The organism is Polaromonas sp. AET17H-212 (genome assembly GCF_002379085.1).
In the GTDB taxonomy this organism is placed as follows: domain Bacteria; phylum Pseudomonadota; class Gammaproteobacteria; order Burkholderiales; family Burkholderiaceae_C; genus Polaromonas.
This window is the reverse complement of sequence record NZ_NBZW01000009.1, coordinates 1-16,599: the sequence shown is the minus strand read 5'-3', so window position 1 is coordinate 16,599 and position 16,599 is coordinate 1. Positions and strand designations below refer to the sequence as shown.

Below are 16,599 nucleotides of genomic sequence, written 5' to 3'. Positions count from 1 at the left end.
TCGCAGACCGCGTTCGCCCCCGCCAGAATCACGATCATCAGTGGCTAGCGCGACACCCTCGCGGCCTGTCTGTTAATGCGACTGAACCGATTTGCTTGCCGGTATGCAAGGTAACCGCACAAGGGTTTTCCCTGACTTGACATAAAGATCACCATCAGAGACTATTAATCCATGTATGTGAACAACAAATAAGAGTCATGAAGACCGATAGTGTCAATCTACGGGTTGCGGCGACCCTCGTTGTGGTGCGTGATGCGTCGAGCGGACCTGAGGTATTGCTGCTGCGCCGTGCCGATAAGGGCGACCACAACAGCGGAGCTTGGGTCTTCCCTGGAGGTCTGATCGACTCGGCAGATCATCGCAGCCACGAAGTTTGCATCGGCCTTGACGACGTCCAAGCCAGTGCTCGCCTCGGCGTTGAAGCTGGCGGGCTGGATTACTACGTAGCTGCAATACGGGAGTGCTTCGAAGAAGCGGGCTTGCTGTTCGCGGTAGACGAAGGCGGTCAGGTCGTTAACCTCCATAGAAAATTCGGGGAGCGGCTGTCGGCATTGCGCGGTCGACTAAACAGCGGTGATTATGAATTTATCGATTTCTGCCGTGACTTTGCGCTAGGTCTCTCAGCGGATCGCTTGTTCTACATCGGCCATTGGTTAACGCCAAAGGGGCGTGCCAAACGCTTCGACACCCGATTCTTCCTGGCCATTCTGCCCGATGGTCAGTCGTCTATGCATGATGATTTTGAGACTGTCGAACAAGTTTGGCTAACGCCCTTGATGGCTTTGTCGGCTGAGAACACCCGTCGACTGATGGCACCGACGCGGGCGATGATCGAGCAGATCGGAACTTTTGCGAACACAAGTGCCTTATTGAATTGGGCTCGTTCACCGCGGCAGGTTACGTGCGTGCTGCCACGTCTGGCAACCACCTTTGCCGGCCTCAACCCAGTCCTTCCAAATCACCCGGCATGGGCTGAGGTAGGCCGACTCGACCCCGAAGGCCGGGGCGATGCATGGTGCGAGATACGACTCGGCGTGCCGGTGCGCTTGTCACATGGCGTGTTTCGACTCAGCGTCGGTCGGTCGGGCAGCCACAGCTACCTGATCGACATCGGCAACAACGAATGGGCAGTGATCGACCCCGGGCCCCAGGACGAAGGCCATCTCGACGCCGTTATCGCTGTTGCCCCGGGTCCAATCCGCTGGATTTTCCTCACCGATGGCGATGCCGAACAGGTCGAAAGTGCGGCACAACTGCAGGCCCGCACCGGCGCGCAAGTGCGAGGTCCTCAGCAGAACAATGAGGCCGTACCCGGCATCACGCTGCGCGCTCTACCCGGCCCGACGGCCAACAGCATAAGCTACCTGCTTGTGCAGGAAAAAATGTTGTTCGTTGGCGCACAAACGGTGCCACGGGAATGGCTCGCTGAACAACATATCGAATGGCTGGCACCGCGCCGAGGCTTCCTGGTGACGGCACCCCCCCATAAGGAGACAAGATGAAAAACCGCCTCTGCGAGATGTTTGGGATCGAGGTCCCGATCTTCGCTTTTTCTCATTGCCGCGACGTCGTCGTCGAAGTCTCGAAGGCTGGAGGACTGGGGGTGCTGGGTATGGCCCGCATGAGTCCGGAGCGGGTGCATGAAGAACTGAAATGGATCGATGAGCATATCGATGGCAAGCCCTATGGCATCGATATCCTCAATCCGGCCAGCTTTGAAGCGCTGGGCGATCGCAAGTTCGACCCCGAGCGGTTGTTTCCACAGGCGCAACGCGATTTTGTCAAGAACATGCTCGACAACGCCGGTATCCCGCCTTTGCCGGCAGCCGATGCCGAGCAGATCATGAAGGCGATGGTCAACGAGTTCACGTTCACGCCGGAAGAGAGCGCGCGCATGATCGACATCGCGCTAGAACACCCAATCAAGCTGATCGTGAACGCGCTTGGCTCGCCATCGAGGGAACTGGTGGAACGTGCTCATGCCCGCGGCATCAAGGTGGCCGCCATGGCGGGTGCGCCGAAGCATGCACTGCGCCACAAGGAGGTCGGCTGCGACTTCGTGATCGCCGTCGGCACTGAAGCCGGCGGTCACACAGGCACCACCACCTCGATGGTACTGTGGCCACGCGTGGTGGACGCCGTCGCGCCGATGCCGGTACTCGGCGCCGGTGGCGTTGGCCGCGGCCGGCAGATGGCGGCCGCGCTGGCCCTGGGATGCGAAGGCGTCTGGTGCGGGTCGGTGTGGCTGAAGACGGTCGAGAGCGAGGTTACGCCCGAGATCAAGCAGAAGATGTTCGAGGCGCAATCCGACGACGCGGTGTTGACCCGCTCGGTGACCGGCAAGCCGTGCCGAACGCTGCGCAGCACGTTCACCGATGCGTGGGAAAAGCCAGGTGCACCCGACACGCTGCCCGCGCCGCTGCAGGCGCTACTCTGGTGGGGCCAGGGCCGCACCAGAGTAGAACGCGTGCGGGCGAAGGAATTCCTCACTTACCCGGTCGGGCAGATCGTCGGTGACATGACCGGCGAGACCTCGGTGCGCAACGTCGTGCACGAGATGCTGCTCGAATTGATCGAGTCCAAGGAACGGCTCGATGAACTACTCAACTGAAACTGGAGAAAGCCCCCCATGCACACCATTCGAAGCCTTTTCTTCGCGCCGGCGAACCGCGCCGACCTGGTCGCAAAGTTCCCGCGCTTTCGCGCAGACTGTTATGTCATCGATCTTGAGGACGGCACGCCACCTGCTGAAAAAGCGGCCGCGCGTTCCGGTCTTCATGCGCTGGTTTCCGACCTGCGCCGCAGCGAGCTTCCTGGTACGCTGACGATCCGCGTCAACGAGCCGGAGTCTGACCACTACCTTGACGACCTCACCGCCGCGTGGCAAACCGACGCCGACGGCATCGTGATTCCGAAGCTCGAGACCATCGAACAACTCTACCCGGCGCTGCACTGGCTGCGACGCATCGAGCGTGACAGGCCGCGGCGCGAACCGCGCTTTATCGTTGGCGGGCTGGAGTCGATTAACGGTGTGGCGAACGCCGCCGCGCTGTGCCGCGCGCATCCGCAACTGGCTGCGGTGTACTTTGGCGCGGAAGACCTCGCCAGCGAGCTTGGCGCCCGTCGCACGAAAGAATCGATGGAAGTGCTGTACGCCAGGTCGCAGGTGCTGCTGCATGCCAAGGCGGCGCGCATCGTTGCCATTGACCAGGCGGTGGTGGAGATCCGGGACGACAACCACTTCGAGCAGGATGCGCAGACCGGGCGCAGCATGGGCTATGACGGCAAGATATGCCTGCTGCCGCGGCAGCTTGATGTGGCGAACCGCGTGTTTCGTCCAAGCGCGAGCGACGTGGACTACGCGCGCCGGCTTATCGCGCGCTATGCCGACGCCACGGCCAAGGGCATCGGCACGATCGACTTCGAAGGCAAGATGATCGACGGACCTTTGCTCAAGCGCGCACAGCGCATCGTTGCGCTCGCCGAGCGCCTGGACGCGGGAGCCTCGGCATGATCCGCATTGACCCGGCGCAGCTCGACCTGTGCGAATTCATCCGCCCCGGCGATGCCATCGTGATGGGACAAGGCACGGCCGAGCCGCTGACCCTCACCGAGGCGCTGGTGCGCCAGCGACGCGAGCTCGGTGGCGTGCGCGTTTTTTTGGGCGTGATGTTCTCCGACACTTTCGATCCCGCGCAGTGCGACGGCATCGAGCTTCGCGGCCTCGGGGGTGTGGGCACGAACCGCCGCCTCGTCAAGGCGGGCGTGCTTGACGTCATGACGTGCCACGTTTCGCAAGTGAACGAGTTCATTGCAGGCGGTGAAATCGGGTGCGACGTTGCACTGGTGCAGGTCAGCCCGCCCGACGAGCAGGGCCGCTACAGCCTGGGGCTCGCGGCTGACTACACGCGCGCCGCCGTCGACAAGGCGCGCGTAGTGATCGCCGAGATGAACCACCTCGTGCCGCAATCGCTGTGCGACGGGGTGCTGGTCGCCAGCGACATCGACGTGCTGGTCGAGACACGTCGCGCACCAATTCAATTGCCGTCCGCGCCGATCGGTGATCTCGAGCGCCGCATCGCCGCCCACGTCGATGCCTACATCCCAGACCGCGCCACGCTGCAGGTCGGCTACGGTTCGATTCCCGAGGCCGTCATCGCGATGCTCTCGAACCGCCGCGACCTTGGCGTGCACTCGGGCATGGTCGGTGATTCGCTCGTTGACCTGGTCGAATGCGGCGCCGTCACCAATGCGTTCAAGGAGATGGACGTCGGCGTCAGCGTAACCGGCGTGCTGTTCGGCACCGATGACCGGCTCTACCGCTTCGTCCATCGCAATCCGGCCGTTCGAGTCTGCTCAATCGACTACACGCATGCCGGTGCGGTGCTGTCGCGCCTCTCGCGCTACGTGTCGATCAACTCCGCGCTTGAGGTCGATTTGACTGGCCAGGTCAACGCCGAGAGCGTGAACGGCGACTACATCGGTGCGGTCGGCGGCCAGGTCGATTTCGTGCGTGCTGCGGGCCGTTCGCCGGGTGGCGCATCGATCATCGCGCTGCCGAGCGCTGCGAAGGGCGGCACGCTGCCGAAGATCGTTGCGCGGTTGAGTGGCCCCGTGACGACCGCGCGCAGCGACGTCGATGTGGTGGCCACCGAACATGGTGCCGTGCGCCTGCGGGGGATGCCCTTGCGCCACCGCGTCAAGGCCATGATCGACCTCGCGGCGCCTCAGCACCGCGAAGCGCTCGAACGCCAGGCGCACGAGTTCTACGGACTCTGACGAGACTTCCTGGTCAGCGATCAGTTGGAGACAGGGCGGGGGGGAAGGGACAACTCAGCTTGGCGGCAGGTTCACCGGCTTGCTGTGAGCCGATGAATAGCCACTTTCTTCTTTCATCTTAAACGCAGCGATTGACGCTCCACCTGAAGCGGTTTCCTCAACGCTGGCGCGCGGTTACGTTGATCTGGGAGACTCACCGAATGGGTGAACGCAACAAACCGAGCAAGACGGCGCTAGCGATGCTCCTGCAAGCATTGACGTAGTAAAGCAATGGAGTCGCTCCTTCACATGTGCCAAAGTTCGGTCTAGAGCGAAGCGACCATTTCAGGCACCGCCACGAACAAGTCGGCCTCGAGCCCATAATCGGCCACACTGAAGATCGGCGCTTCCGGGTCCTTGTTGATCGCCACAATCACCTTGGAGTCTTTCATACCAGCCAGGTGCTGAATGGCGCCGCTGATGCCCGCTGCAATGTAGAGTTGGGGCGCCACGATCTTGCCGGTCTGGCCGACCTGCCAATCGTTGGGGGCGTAACCTGCATCCACGGCAGCGCGTGAGGCACCCATGGCCGCACCGAGCTTGTCGGCCAGCGGCGTCATGACTTCGGTGAACTTCTCGCTCGAACCCAAGGCGCGGCCACCAGAGACCACCACCTTGGCGGCGGTCAGTTCAGGGCGATCGTTTTTGGCGATTTCGCTGCCGATAAAAGTGGTTTTGCCATGGGCTGGCACGGCGGAAATTACTTCAACGGTGGCTGAGCCGCTGCTGGCTCGCGCCGCATCAAACGCGGTCGTGCGCACCGTAATGACCTTGATGGCATCGAGGCTTTGCACGCAAGCCAGGGCATTGCCGGCATAGATTGGGCGCTCAAAGGTATCGATGCTGTCGATTCGGGTGATGTCCGAGATCTGGGCAACGTCGAGCTGGGCGGCCACGCGCGGGGCCACGTTCTTGCCGCCAGCAGTGGCGGCAAACAGGATATGCGAGTAATTGCCGGCCACGGCCAGCACTTGGGCGGCCACGTTCTCGGCCAGCGCGTGGGCAAACTGCTCACCGTCGGCATGAATGACTTTAGCAATGCCGGGTATGTGTGTCGCCGCTTCCACGGCTTGATGGGCATGGTGGCCAATTACCATCAGATGGACCTGCCCATCAGTGAACATACTGATTTGGGCAGCAGCCATGACACAGTTCAGCGTGGCTGGCTTGATGGCGTGATGGTCGTGTTCCGCAATAACGAGGACGTTCATTTCTTCAATTCCTTAGATCACTTTGGCTTCGTTTCTGAGTTTGTCCACCAGGGTGGACACATCCGGGACCATGATGCCGGCGCTGCGCTTGGGCGGCTCACAGACCTTGATAATCTTCAGACGCGGTGACACGTCAATGCCGAGGTCTTGCGGCGTGACGATGTCAAGCGGCTTTTTCTTGGCCTTCATGATGTTGGGCAGGGTCACATAGCGCGGCTCATTGAGGCGCAGGTCCACGGTCACGATGGCTGGCAATGTGACCGAGATGGTTTCCAGACCGCCGTCCACTTCGCGGGTAACAGTGGCTTTGCCATCGGCCACTTCGACTTTGCTGGCAAATGTGGCTTGGGGCAGGTCGGCCAAGGCCGCGAGCATCTGGCCAGTTTGGGCGCAGTCATCGTCAATGGCTTGTTTGCCCAGAAGCACCAGGCCAGGTTGTTCTTTGTCGATCAGGGCCTTGAGCAACTTGGCCACGGCCAGCGGCTGCAGCTCCACGTCTGTCTGCACGAGAATGGCACGGTCGGCGCCGATGGCCATGGCGGTGCGCAGGGTTTCCTGGCATTGGGCCACGCCGCAAGACACGGCGATCACCTCGGTGGCCACGCCTTTTTCTTTGAGGCGCATGGCTTCTTCGACGGCGATTTCGTCAAACGGGTTCATGCTCATTTTGACGTTGGCAATATCTACACCGGTGTTGTCCGACTTGACGCGGACCTTGACGTTGTAGTCGACTACGCGTTTAACGGGGACTAGGATTTTCATAAGGGGAAAAATATTCAAAAGTACAAACTCTGACGCCCTGTTGGTGGTCAGCGATCAGGGAAGTTCGGCGCGCGTTTCTCGATGAAAGCGTTCACCGCCTCGACGTGGTGTGGCGTCTTGTGCGCGATGGCCTGGAAGCCGGCCGACATTTCGAGCAGCGATTCGAGCCGCATGTGCTGCCCTTCGCGCAACAGACGCTTCGTCATGCGCAGGCCCGTGCCGGGGTTTTTCGCGATCCGCCCAGCGAGTGCGCGGGCCTCGTCCATCAACCGGTCGGCCGGCACGACCTTCGACACGAGGCCGCATGCGAGCGCTTCGGCGGCCGACAGCGAATCGCCGGTGAACGACATTTCCATGGCCTTTGACATGCCGACCACCCGCGGCAGCAGCCAGGCGCCCCCGTCGCCCGGAATAAGACCGACGCGCACGAAACTTTCGGCGAAGGATGCGGTGTCCGCCGCGATCCGGATGTCGCACATGCAGGTGAGGTCGCATCCCGCGCCGATAGCGGCACCGTTGACGGCAGCGATGGTTGGCACCTCGAGGTTATAGAGCGCCGTCGACAGACGCTGGATGCCCTGGCGGTACCAGTTGCGGATCGCGCTCGGCGTCTCGTCGAACAGCGCCTTCATGTGCTTCAGGTTGCCGCCGGAGGAGAACACCGGGCCGGCGCCTGTGAGCACCACGGCGCGCACCGACATGTCCTCTGAAATGCGCGCACAGGCGTCGACGAATTCCTGCGGCGCGTTATTGCCGGTTAGCGCATTGCGCGACTCGGGCGCATTCATCGTGAGCGTGACGACCGCTCCCGATTGCTCGTACAAAAGAAAAGTGCTCATGGCGCGGGTTCCTTGGTGGTTGGGATGAGGTCGGCGCGCATGAATTCGAGCGCCGACGCGGCGGGCGAGGCCATGAGCGCCTGGCCCAGTACACGATTCCAGTGACGCTCCGAGCCGAAGTCGGCGCGCCATTCGTGGATGCGGCGGGTGTAGATCTGCAGGTCCATCTCCGCCGTGACGCCGATCGCGCCGTGAACGGCATGCGCTGTCGATGTCGCCAGCGTGGCCGCCTCGCTGGCGCGCGCTTTCGCGAGCGCCGCACGCAGGCCGTGCGGCAGCGGCCCCGGCCCGCTGCAGCCTATTTCGGCGGCCATGTGCGCGGCCACGACATGCTCGGCCATCACGCTGATCTGGTGCTGAATCGCCTGGAACTTTCCGATCGAGCGGCCGAACTGCACCCTGTCGTTGGCATAGACGACCGTCATTTCGAGCGTCCGCTGCATGGCGCCGGCGAGCTGCGCCGCAGCGATTGCCGCACCCGCCTCGCGCCACGCGACGGCCGCGTGAAGCGCGAGTCCCGCGCGCGCCTGCGCCGGCCAGTACAGGTCAGCGCGCAGGCTGCCGTGAATGCCGGTGTCTCGCACATCGGCCTTCGCGGTAGGCAGCAGCAGCCAGCCGTCGGGCATGGCGGCGGCAACCCAGTCCGCGATCTTGCCGTACGGTGTCGCGAGCGCGGTTACCGCGCCCCCCGCATCGACGCGAGTTTGCGATGCCATCGCGATCGCTCCGGCCGGTGCCTCGATGCCCGCATGCGCCAGCACGGCGCGTACGACCATCGTGTGCGCCAGCGGCACCGGTAGCGCATGGTGTCCTTCGGCCACGAACAGCGGAAACGCGTCGGCGAGCGACAGTCCCGCTCCGCCGGTCTGCTCCGCCACCAGCGCGTCCAGGTAGCCCGATTCGTCGATGCGCGCCCACAATTCGGCGGTGGACCCGCCGCGCTCCACCTGCCGGATCGCCTTGGGCGTGGAGCAATCGGCCAGCAGGCGCTCGAATGCCTGCGACAAGAGTTCGTTCATCGAAGTCCCAATCCGCGCGCGATCAGGCTGCGCAATATTTCTCGTGTGCCGCCGCGAAGCGAATAGGTCGGCGCGATCTGCGTCACGTAGGTCAGCGTCCGCAGCAACTCGGCCGGCGCATCGCGTTCGGACGCGCTCGCGATGGCGTCGCCGATCGCGAGCGGAATAAACTGCTCAAGCTCGGTGCCAAGGTCCTTGACGAGCGACGCTTCCACCATCGGACTGTCACCGGCGTTCACCTTCGCCGTGACCGCCACCGACATCGACCGCAGCGTCGCCAGGTGGCCGACGATGCGCCCCGCGAGGACGATGGATGCCTCATCGTCGGCCCGCTCGCAACGCAGGTGATCCAGCCAGGTGTCGAAGAGCACGATGCTGGAGTAGATGCGCTCGGGGCCGCTTCGCTCGTAGGCGAGTTCGGCCGTCACCTGTTTCCAGCCCGAACCTTCCTGACCGACCAGCGCGTCGTGCGGCAGCTCGACGTCGTCGAAGAACACTTCGCTGAAGTGCTTGCCGCCGGTGAGGTCCTCGATCGGACGCACCGTGATGCCGGGCAGCGTGAGATCGATGACGAACTGCGAGAGCCCGTCATGGCGGTCTTCCGCCGTGCCGGACGTTCGCACCAGCGCGATCATGAAATGCGATCGGTGCGCGTTCGTGGTCCAGACCTTCTGGCCTTTCAGGCGCCAGCCCCCCGGCGTAGGCGTTGCCCGCGTCTTGATGCTCGCGAGGTCGGAGCCCGACTGCGGCTCGCTCATCCCGATGCAGAAGAACAGGTCGCCGCTGCACACGCGCGGCACGTAGAACCGCTTCTGTTCCTCGGTGCCGTAACGCAGGATCACGGGCGCGCTCTGGCGCTCCGCGATCCAGTGCGCCGACACCGGTGCGCCGCGCGAGAGCAGTTCCTCGACCAGGACGAAGCGGGCGAATGCGTCCCGTCCGCCACCGCCGTACTCGTGCGGCAGCGCCAGCCCGATCCAGCCGCGCTGGCCCAGCGCCTTGCTGAAGTCCGCGTCGAACCCGAGCCACGACTGCGCACGCCGCTCAGGCGGCATGTCGCGTAGCGTGTCGTCGAGGAAGGCGCGCACCTCGGCGCGAAGCGCCTCGGCCGCGTGCGGCACGGATACGAGGGAAAGTGCATCGATCATGGGACTGCCCGGCGCGCCGCCGTCACTTGAGGCCGGCCTTGAACGCGTTCAGCACCTCGGTGCCGGGGCGTCCGCGCTTGTCCAGGCCCTCGGCCCACTCCTTGGCGACTTCGCTCATCGCGTTGGCTACCACCGCTTTGTCGGCCGTCGACAAGGTGATGAGATTGACGCCGGCCTGCTTGACCTTCTCTATGTCGCCGGCTTCATCCTTTTCGACCTGCGCGCACGCGCTGCGCACGATGTCATCGCCCATCGCCGACAACTGGGCCTGGATCGCCGGGGGCAGAGTCTGCCAGCGCTTCTCGCTGATCACGTAGTTGGCGATGAAGGTGCCGAAGTTCTCGCCGACCGTGGAGGTCTTCGACAGCTTGTGTATGTTGTACGGCGCGAGGCTGTTGAACGGGAACAGCACGCCGTCGATCGTGCCGCGCGACAGCGACTCGTAAACGTCGGGCGTCGGCATCAACACGGGCGTGGCCTTGATTTTCTTCAGCACCAGTTCCTTGGCCGAGCCTGATGCGCGGATTTTCATGCCCTCGACATCCTTCAGCGTGGCGAAGGGCTTGCGCGTGACGATCTGGTAAGGCGGCAGCACGATCGTGAACAGCAAGCGCACGCCGTTGGGCTCAAACTCCTTCTTCGCGATCAGCCCGCCCGGCTTCGCGAGGTTCCAGTAGGCGAGGGTGCCCTGGCACGAGCCGGTGAAGTCCAGCGGCAGCTCGGCCACGACGGACAGAGGCATCTTGTCGGACACGAAGCCCGGTGCAACGTACGCGATGTCGACCAGGCCAGACTGCGTGAGCGCCAGGAAGTCCTTCGCCTTGCCCAACTGCTCAGCCGGGTAGTACTCAAACTCGATGCCCTTGGCTGCCGGGTTCTCCTTCAGCCGCTCCATCATCGGGTAGATGATGTACTTTGGCAGGTAGTGGCCGACCGGGAACGAGTCGGCGATCTTGAGCTTGATCGGCGTCTGGGCGAGAGCGGGCCCTGCGGTGCAAACGGACACGAGGGCGAGCGTCTGGATGGCCCTGTTGACGATTCGAGTCATGTGGAAGCCTTTCATTGTGGGACGTGGGACGGAAAATCGGCGTTAGACCTAGTCGGTCAGGGCGCCATCTGAGAAGGAAGCCAAAGAATGATGGAGGGGAACGCGACGAGCACGATCAGCAACAGCAGGTGGCTGAAGACATGGGGCCACACCCCGGCGAAGATTTCCCGCAGCGGCCGCTTCGCGTAGCGCGAGACGACGAAGACGTTCAGGCCGACGGGCGGCGTGACGAGGCCGACCTCGGCCACGACGATGACGATGACGCCGAACCACACCGGATCAAATCCGAGTGCCTTGACCAGCGGCAGGACGATCGGGACTGTCAGGATCAGGATCGCGACCTGGTCCATCACGCAGCCGAGGACCAGAAAGCCGAAGAGGATGAAAGCCATTACCACCCAGCGCGACACGTCGAGCGCGCCGACCCACTGGACGATGCTCTGCGTCGCCTGCGTGAGGGTGAAGAAATACCCGAAGATCTTCGCGCACACGATGATCATGATGATCATGCAACTCGCATGGGCGGCATGGGTCAGCGCCTTCATCAGCGAGGCCCTGTTGACCTTGCGCTCCCGAAGCGCGATCAGGAACGCGCCGAAGGCGCCGAGGCCGGACGCTTCGGTCGGCGTCGCGATGCCGGTGTAGATCACGCCGGTGACCGACATGAACAATGCCAGCATCGGGCCGACGACCTTCAGCGAAGCGAATTTCTCGCGCATCGAATACGCGTTGCCGAGCGGCGCCGCGGCGGGGTCGAGCTTGACCAGCACCCACACGGTGGCAATGATCGTGAGCGTGACGAGAATGCCCGGGATCACGCCGCCGACCAGCAACTGGCCGATATTCACGTCGGCGATGATTCCGTAGAGGACGAGCGCGATGCTTGGAGGAATCAGCATCGCGAGCGTTCCCGAAATCGCCACCACCCCGCCGGCGAGCTTCGGATCGTAGCCTTGCTTCAGCATCATCGGCATAGTGGTCGACGACAGCGTCGCGGCCGAGGCGGTGCTTGAGCCCGAAATCGCGCCGAAGCCCGCACCGGCAAGCGCCGTCGCCATGGCGAGGCCGCCCGGCACGCGGCCGACCCAGGTGGCTGCGGCCTTGAACAAGTTGTCGGCCACGCCGCTCAGGATCACGAACTCGGCCATTAGGATGAACATGGGCACGGAGATCAGCTCATAGGTACCAGCAGTCGCCAGCGGCGTCGTCGCGACGACGCCCGCCAGAGCCTCCAGCCCGCCGATCAGATAGAGCCCGAGGGTGCCCGCGGTGGCGAGAGAAAAAGCCACTGGCATGCCCAGTGCGAGCAGCAGGAACAAGAGGAAGACGATCCCGGATGCGATCATGGTGTCACCTCTTCTTCCGTGCCCGACATCGGTGGCAGCGGTACAATTTCCCGGCCTGACGCCAGCGTCCAGACATAACCGCCCGCATCGAGCGTCAGGCGGATCGCCAGCAGGCCGAAGCCGAGCGGCAGCAACGCGCTAATGGTCCAACTGGGCAATTCCAGTCCGCTCGTGGACACCGCTCCCGACTGGAATTCCTCGAAGGTGCGCTGCGTTGAGACGACCGTGATGTAGAAAAACACGGGCGCGGCGATCACGCTGCAGATTGCCTGGAACAAATAGCGCGTGTTCGTGGAGATGTAGTTGTGGACGATGTCGACGCTGACATGGGCATGCGCCTTGAGCGTGTCTGATACGGCGAGGAAGAAAAGGCCCGGCATCAGGTAGTTGGAGATCACCTCGTAGGACCAGATCAGCGGCGAATTGAAGAGATAGCGCAGCGACACGTCGAACACCACGACGAGCATCAGCAGGAACAGCATCAGGCAGCCGACGACCATCAGCGCCGCGTCGAGCACGTCGACCGCGCGCCGCAGCATCGCGTAGGCTCCGGCGGGCCGGCGGGGGTCGTCGGGCGGCGTTTTGGTGTTGGCAAGCATGGCGGTCATCGGCCTTTCCATTGGTGTTTTCGTTTCGCTCGAAATGCCTGCGGTCTCTCCTGGGCACCCGCACTGCGGTAAACACGATCAAATAGATGTCCCACCGAAAATGACTGCAGTCCGGTCATGTAAATCTTTCTCAGTTAGATGCAGTGCCGTCGTCGGGTGCGACACCGCGGAACAGCACCTCTTCGGGAATACCCCACTGCGCGGCCCACTCGATGCCACCTTCGCCTGGCGGATACGGCGGCTCGGGGAGACGCGGCGGTGTCACGCTGAATCGCGGGGCCGGCGCGGGTTGTGCAATGCCGTCGATCTCGATGAAGGTTTGGCGTGCGCGGTGATGAGGGTGATTCGGCGCCTCCAGCGGTGCGAGCACCGGCGCGAAACAGGCATCGCTGCCTTCAAGCAGTTCGCACCACTGTGCACGGGTGCGGCCTGCGAAAAGTTCGGCCAACTTCCGCCTGGCTTCGGGCCACCGGCCGGGATCCTGGACGTCGGGCAGGTCACCCGGGGAAAGCCCCAAACGCGCGACGAAAACCTCCCGAAACTTTGTTTCCAGCGGCGCCACCGACACGTACTCACCGTCGGCGCAGCGGTACACGTCGTAGTGCGGCGCACCCGAGTCGAGCAGGTTCGTGCCTCGCGGCCCGTTTTGCAGCCCGGCGGCGAGAAGGCCGTACAGGCTGGTCATTAGCGACGCCACACCGTCAATCATCGCCGCATCGACGATCTGCCCGCGCCCGCTTTCGCGTGCGCTCCACAGCGCGCTCATGATCCCGAAGGCGAGCAGCATCGCGCCGCCCGCGTAGTCGCCCAGCAGGTTCAGCGGCGGCGTCGGGGCGGTGCCTTCTCGACCGATGGCATGCAGCGCACCCGCGAGCGCCACGTAGTTGAGGTCGTGCCCGGCGCTTCGCGCCAGCGGGCCGGTCTGCCCGAAGCCGGTGACGCGACCGTAGACCAGCCGCGGGTTCAGGCCGATGCACACGTCGGGGCCGAGACCCATGCGTTCCATGGTCCCGGGACGGAAGCCCTCGATCAGAGCGTCGGCCCGGGCGACCAGCTCGCGGGCCAGGGCGACGCCCGCGTCGCGCTTCAGGTCGATGCGCAGTGACCGCTTGCCGCGCTGCAGCAGATCGAAGCGTGCGGGCCGCGCGACCCCAAGGCCGCTCGGCTCCAGGCGGTCGATGCGCAGCACCTGCGCACCCAGGTCGGCGAGCAGCATGCCGCACATCGGCCCAGGACCGATGCCGGCGAATTCCACCACTTTCAGCCCGGCCAGCGGGCCGGCGTTCATGCCAGGAGAAGTGCTCATGTTGTCGGCGGCCGGGGCGTCAGTAGGACTTCGGAAGGCCGAGCACCTTCTCGGCGATGTAGCACAGCACCAGTTGCGGGCTGATTGGCGCGATGCGCGGAATCATCACCTCGCGCAGGTAGCGCTCGACGTGGTATTCCTTGGCATAGCCGAAGCCGCCGTGGACCATGACCGCCTGCTGACAGGCGTTGAAGCCGGCCTCCCCGGCGAGGTACTTGGCGGCATTGGCCGCGGCGCCGCAGTTCATGTCGTTGTCGTACTGCCAGGCCGCCTGCATGACCATCAGGTTCGCCGCCTCGAGCTCCATCCAGTTCTGCGCCAGCGGGTGCTGGATCGCCTGGTTCTTGCCGATCGGCCGGTTGAATACTACCCGTTGCTTTGCGTAGTCGACCGCGCGCGACAGCGCGAGCCGTCCGATGCCCACCGCCTCGGCGGCGATCAGGACGCGTTCGGGATTCATGCCGTGCAGGATGTACTCGAAGCCGCGGCCTTCCTCGCCGATGCGGTCCTCGACCGGAATCTCGAAGTCCTCGAAGAACAGTTCGTTCGAGTCCACGCACTTGCGGCCCATCTTCTCGATCTCGTGCACGGTGATGCGGCTGCGGTCGAAGTTCGTGTAGAAGAGGCTCAGGCCGTGCGTCGGCTTGTCCACCTCCTCGAGCGGCGTTGTGCGGGCGAGAAGCAGGATTTTGTGTGCCACCTGCGCCGTCGATATCCACACCTTCTGCCCGTTGACGACGTAGCGGTCGCCTTTGCGCACGGCGCGCGTTTTGAGCTGTGTCGTGTTGAGGCCGGTGTTCGGCTCGGTCACGCCAAAGCAGCTCTTGACCTCGCCGCGCGCCACCGGCGGCAGCATGCGCAGGCGCTGCTCTTCGTTGCCAAACACCGCTACCGGGTTGAGCCCGAAGAGATTGATGTGCACGGACGATGCCGCCGACATACCGCCACCGGATTGCGCGATGGTCTGCATCATCAGCGCCGCCTCCGTCACGCCGAGCCCCGCGCCGCCGTACTGCTCGCCGATGCACATACCGAGCCAGCCGTCGCCCGCGAGCGCCTGGTAGAACTCCTCGGGGAAGCGTCCGTCGTGGTCGCGGTCAAACCAGTACTGGTCGTTGAAGCGGCCGCAGATCTTCGCAATCGCCTCTCGAATACTTTCCTGCTGCTCGGTTAACGTAAAGTTCATATGGTTCCTTTCGATGGGGTGGTTGGAGAGCGCTCGCTGCACACAAGCACCGTTCCTTCCTCGATGAGCTTCTCGATCTCTGCGTCGCTGAATCCGACCTGTTGCAGCACTTCGACACTGTGTTCGCCGAGCCGGGGCGCATGGCGCGCCGGCCCGGGCTGGCTGTCGGACCAGGTCATCGGCATGCGCATCTGGCGGATTCGTCCCTCGCTCGGGTGATCGGTGATCGAGAAGAAACCCGTGGCCTGCAGGTGAGGGTCTTCGAGCACGCTGTGCAGGTCGTGCATCGGCATCATCGGCACGTCGCTCTCCTCAAGCAGCTTCATCCATTCGGCAGTGGTCCGTTCTTCGAACATGCGGGCGAGTTCGCCATACACCGCGTCGATGTTGCGCGCGCGTGCGGCGAAGGTGGCGAAACGGGGATCGGTGGCAAGCAGGGACTCGCGGCCCACCGCGCGCAGGAACCGCTCCCACTGCTTGTCGTTGTAGACCACGGCGCAGACATAACCATCGCGCGTGCGGTACGGGCGCCGCTCCGGCGAGAGCTGGCGCGCATAGCCGCCGCCATCCAGCGGCGGGTCGTAGGTCAGTCCGCCCAGGTGGTCGCCAAGCACGAAGCCCACCATCGTTTCGAACATCGGCACGTCCAGCCGCTGTCCGCGCCCGGTACGCTCGCGTGCCAGCAGGCTTGCGAGGATGCCGCCCACGGCGGTCAGGCCGACGATGCGGTCGGCCATCGCCGTTGGCACGTAGCGCGGCGTGCCGTCGCCGGAGCGCGCGATCAGGTGTGACAGCGCCGCACCGCCCTGCATCAGATCGTCGTATGCGGGACGCGCGGCATAGGGTCCGTCCTGACCAAAGCCGAACAGACCTGCATAGACGATGCGCGGGTTGATGGCGGCCACCGTTTCATAGTCGAGTCCGAGCCGTGCCATGGCATTGGGCCGCACGTTGTAGACGAGCACGTCCGCGTCAGCCAGCAAGCGGTGGAGCACGTTCAGCCCGGCAGGCTTCTTCAGGTCGAGCGCGATGCTGCGCTTGCTGCGATTGGCATTGAGGAAGATCGGGCCCATGTCGGCGTGCCGACCCGGGCCGATCTCGCGCACCAGGTCGCCTTGCGGCGCCTCGATTTTGATGATGTCGGCGCCCATGTCGCCCAGCGACAGCGTCGCGAAGGGCCCCATCAGCACCGACGTCATGTCGATGATCTTGATGCCGTGCAATGGACCCATGTAATGACCTCAATCTTCTGCTCAATGATGTTGGAAGCGTTGTTCGACATGAACAATCTTCACTTTCTATGGATAA

15 protein-coding genes are annotated in these 16,599 nt (G+C 63.8%); 4 read left to right on the top strand and 11 right to left on the bottom strand.

The features are described from left to right. Positions 1-197 precede the first annotated feature (197 nt). Genes B7G53_RS09165 through B7G53_RS09150 form a run of 4 tightly spaced genes read left to right on the top strand, consistent with a single transcriptional unit; the run spans position 198 to position 4,779 of the window. A complete protein-coding gene (locus B7G53_RS09165; RefSeq protein ID WP_096666839.1) occupies positions 198-1,502 on the top strand; it encodes an MBL fold metallo-hydrolase in 1,305 nt (434 codons plus the stop codon). Beyond that, positions 1,499-2,611, top strand: a complete 1,113-nt coding sequence (locus B7G53_RS09160) for a nitronate monooxygenase (protein ID WP_096666837.1) — start codon at positions 1,499-1,501, stop codon at positions 2,609-2,611. Before B7G53_RS09165 ends, B7G53_RS09160 begins: the two co-directional genes overlap by 4 nt. 18 nt (positions 2,612-2,629) lie before the next feature. Continuing rightward, complete coding sequence (locus B7G53_RS09155) at positions 2,630-3,514, top strand: HpcH/HpaI aldolase/citrate lyase family protein (RefSeq protein WP_096666835.1); 885 nt, start codon at positions 2,630-2,632, stop codon at positions 3,512-3,514. Next, entirely contained in the window at positions 3,511-4,779 is a 1,269-nt protein-coding gene (locus B7G53_RS09150; RefSeq protein ID WP_096666833.1) for an acetyl-CoA hydrolase/transferase family protein, read from the top strand. Before B7G53_RS09155 ends, B7G53_RS09150 begins: the two co-directional genes overlap by 4 nt. A gap of 305 nt (positions 4,780-5,084) precedes the next feature. On the opposite strand, the gene B7G53_RS09145 is transcribed toward B7G53_RS09150, so the two are convergent. The 11 genes from B7G53_RS09145 to B7G53_RS09095 form a co-directional block, all read right to left on the bottom strand. Continuing rightward, positions 5,085-6,029 carry an electron transfer flavoprotein subunit alpha/FixB family protein gene (locus B7G53_RS09145; RefSeq protein WP_096666831.1) on the bottom strand — a complete coding sequence of 315 codons (945 nt, stop codon included), beginning with the start codon at positions 6,027-6,029 and terminating at the stop codon, positions 5,085-5,087. A 12-nt stretch (positions 6,030-6,041) separates the two neighbouring features. Continuing rightward, positions 6,042-6,791, bottom strand: a complete 750-nt coding sequence (locus B7G53_RS09140; protein ID WP_096666829.1) for an electron transfer flavoprotein subunit beta/FixA family protein — start codon at positions 6,789-6,791, stop codon at positions 6,042-6,044. 47 nt (positions 6,792-6,838) lie between these two features. Continuing rightward, positions 6,839-7,630 (bottom strand): crotonase/enoyl-CoA hydratase family protein, encoded by a 792-nt coding sequence (locus tag B7G53_RS09135; RefSeq protein WP_096666827.1) that lies wholly within the window; start codon positions 7,628-7,630, stop codon positions 6,839-6,841. Next, on the bottom strand, positions 7,627-8,649 hold the full coding sequence (locus B7G53_RS09130) for an acyl-CoA dehydrogenase (RefSeq protein WP_096666825.1): 1,023 nt from the start codon (positions 8,647-8,649) through the stop codon (positions 7,627-7,629). The genes B7G53_RS09135 and B7G53_RS09130 overlap by 4 nt, the downstream gene beginning before the upstream one ends. After that, positions 8,646-9,797 carry an acyl-CoA dehydrogenase family protein gene (locus B7G53_RS09125; RefSeq protein ID WP_096666823.1) on the bottom strand — a complete coding sequence of 384 codons (1,152 nt, stop codon included), beginning with the start codon at positions 9,795-9,797 and terminating at the stop codon, positions 8,646-8,648. The genes B7G53_RS09130 and B7G53_RS09125 overlap by 4 nt, the downstream gene beginning before the upstream one ends. A gap of 22 nt (positions 9,798-9,819) precedes the next feature. Beyond that, a complete protein-coding gene (locus tag B7G53_RS09120; RefSeq protein ID WP_096666821.1) occupies positions 9,820-10,845 on the bottom strand; it encodes a TRAP transporter substrate-binding protein in 1,026 nt (341 codons plus the stop codon). A 56-nt stretch (positions 10,846-10,901) separates the two neighbouring features. Continuing rightward, positions 10,902-12,191 carry a TRAP transporter large permease gene (locus tag B7G53_RS09115; RefSeq protein ID WP_096666819.1) on the bottom strand — a complete coding sequence of 430 codons (1,290 nt, stop codon included), beginning with the start codon at positions 12,189-12,191 and terminating at the stop codon, positions 10,902-10,904. Continuing rightward, a complete protein-coding gene (locus B7G53_RS09110; protein WP_176491322.1) occupies positions 12,188-12,799 on the bottom strand; it encodes a TRAP transporter small permease subunit in 612 nt (203 codons plus the stop codon). Before B7G53_RS09110 ends, B7G53_RS09115 begins: the two co-directional genes overlap by 4 nt. 130 nt (positions 12,800-12,929) lie before the next feature. Beyond that, positions 12,930-14,087 carry a CaiB/BaiF CoA transferase family protein gene (locus tag B7G53_RS09105; protein ID WP_096666815.1) on the bottom strand — a complete coding sequence of 386 codons (1,158 nt, stop codon included), beginning with the start codon at positions 14,085-14,087 and terminating at the stop codon, positions 12,930-12,932. A gap of 37 nt (positions 14,088-14,124) precedes the next feature. Then, positions 14,125-15,291: an acyl-CoA dehydrogenase family protein gene (locus B7G53_RS09100; RefSeq protein ID WP_096666813.1), complete on the bottom strand. Its 1,167-nt coding sequence runs from the start codon at positions 15,289-15,291 to the stop codon at positions 14,125-14,127. Next, the gene (locus B7G53_RS09095; RefSeq protein ID WP_096666811.1) at positions 15,288-16,523 is read right to left on the bottom strand and encodes a CaiB/BaiF CoA transferase family protein; all 1,236 of its coding nucleotides are present in this window, start codon (positions 16,521-16,523) and stop codon (positions 15,288-15,290) included. The genes B7G53_RS09100 and B7G53_RS09095 overlap by 4 nt, the downstream gene beginning before the upstream one ends. Positions 16,524-16,599: the final 76 nt, after the last annotated feature.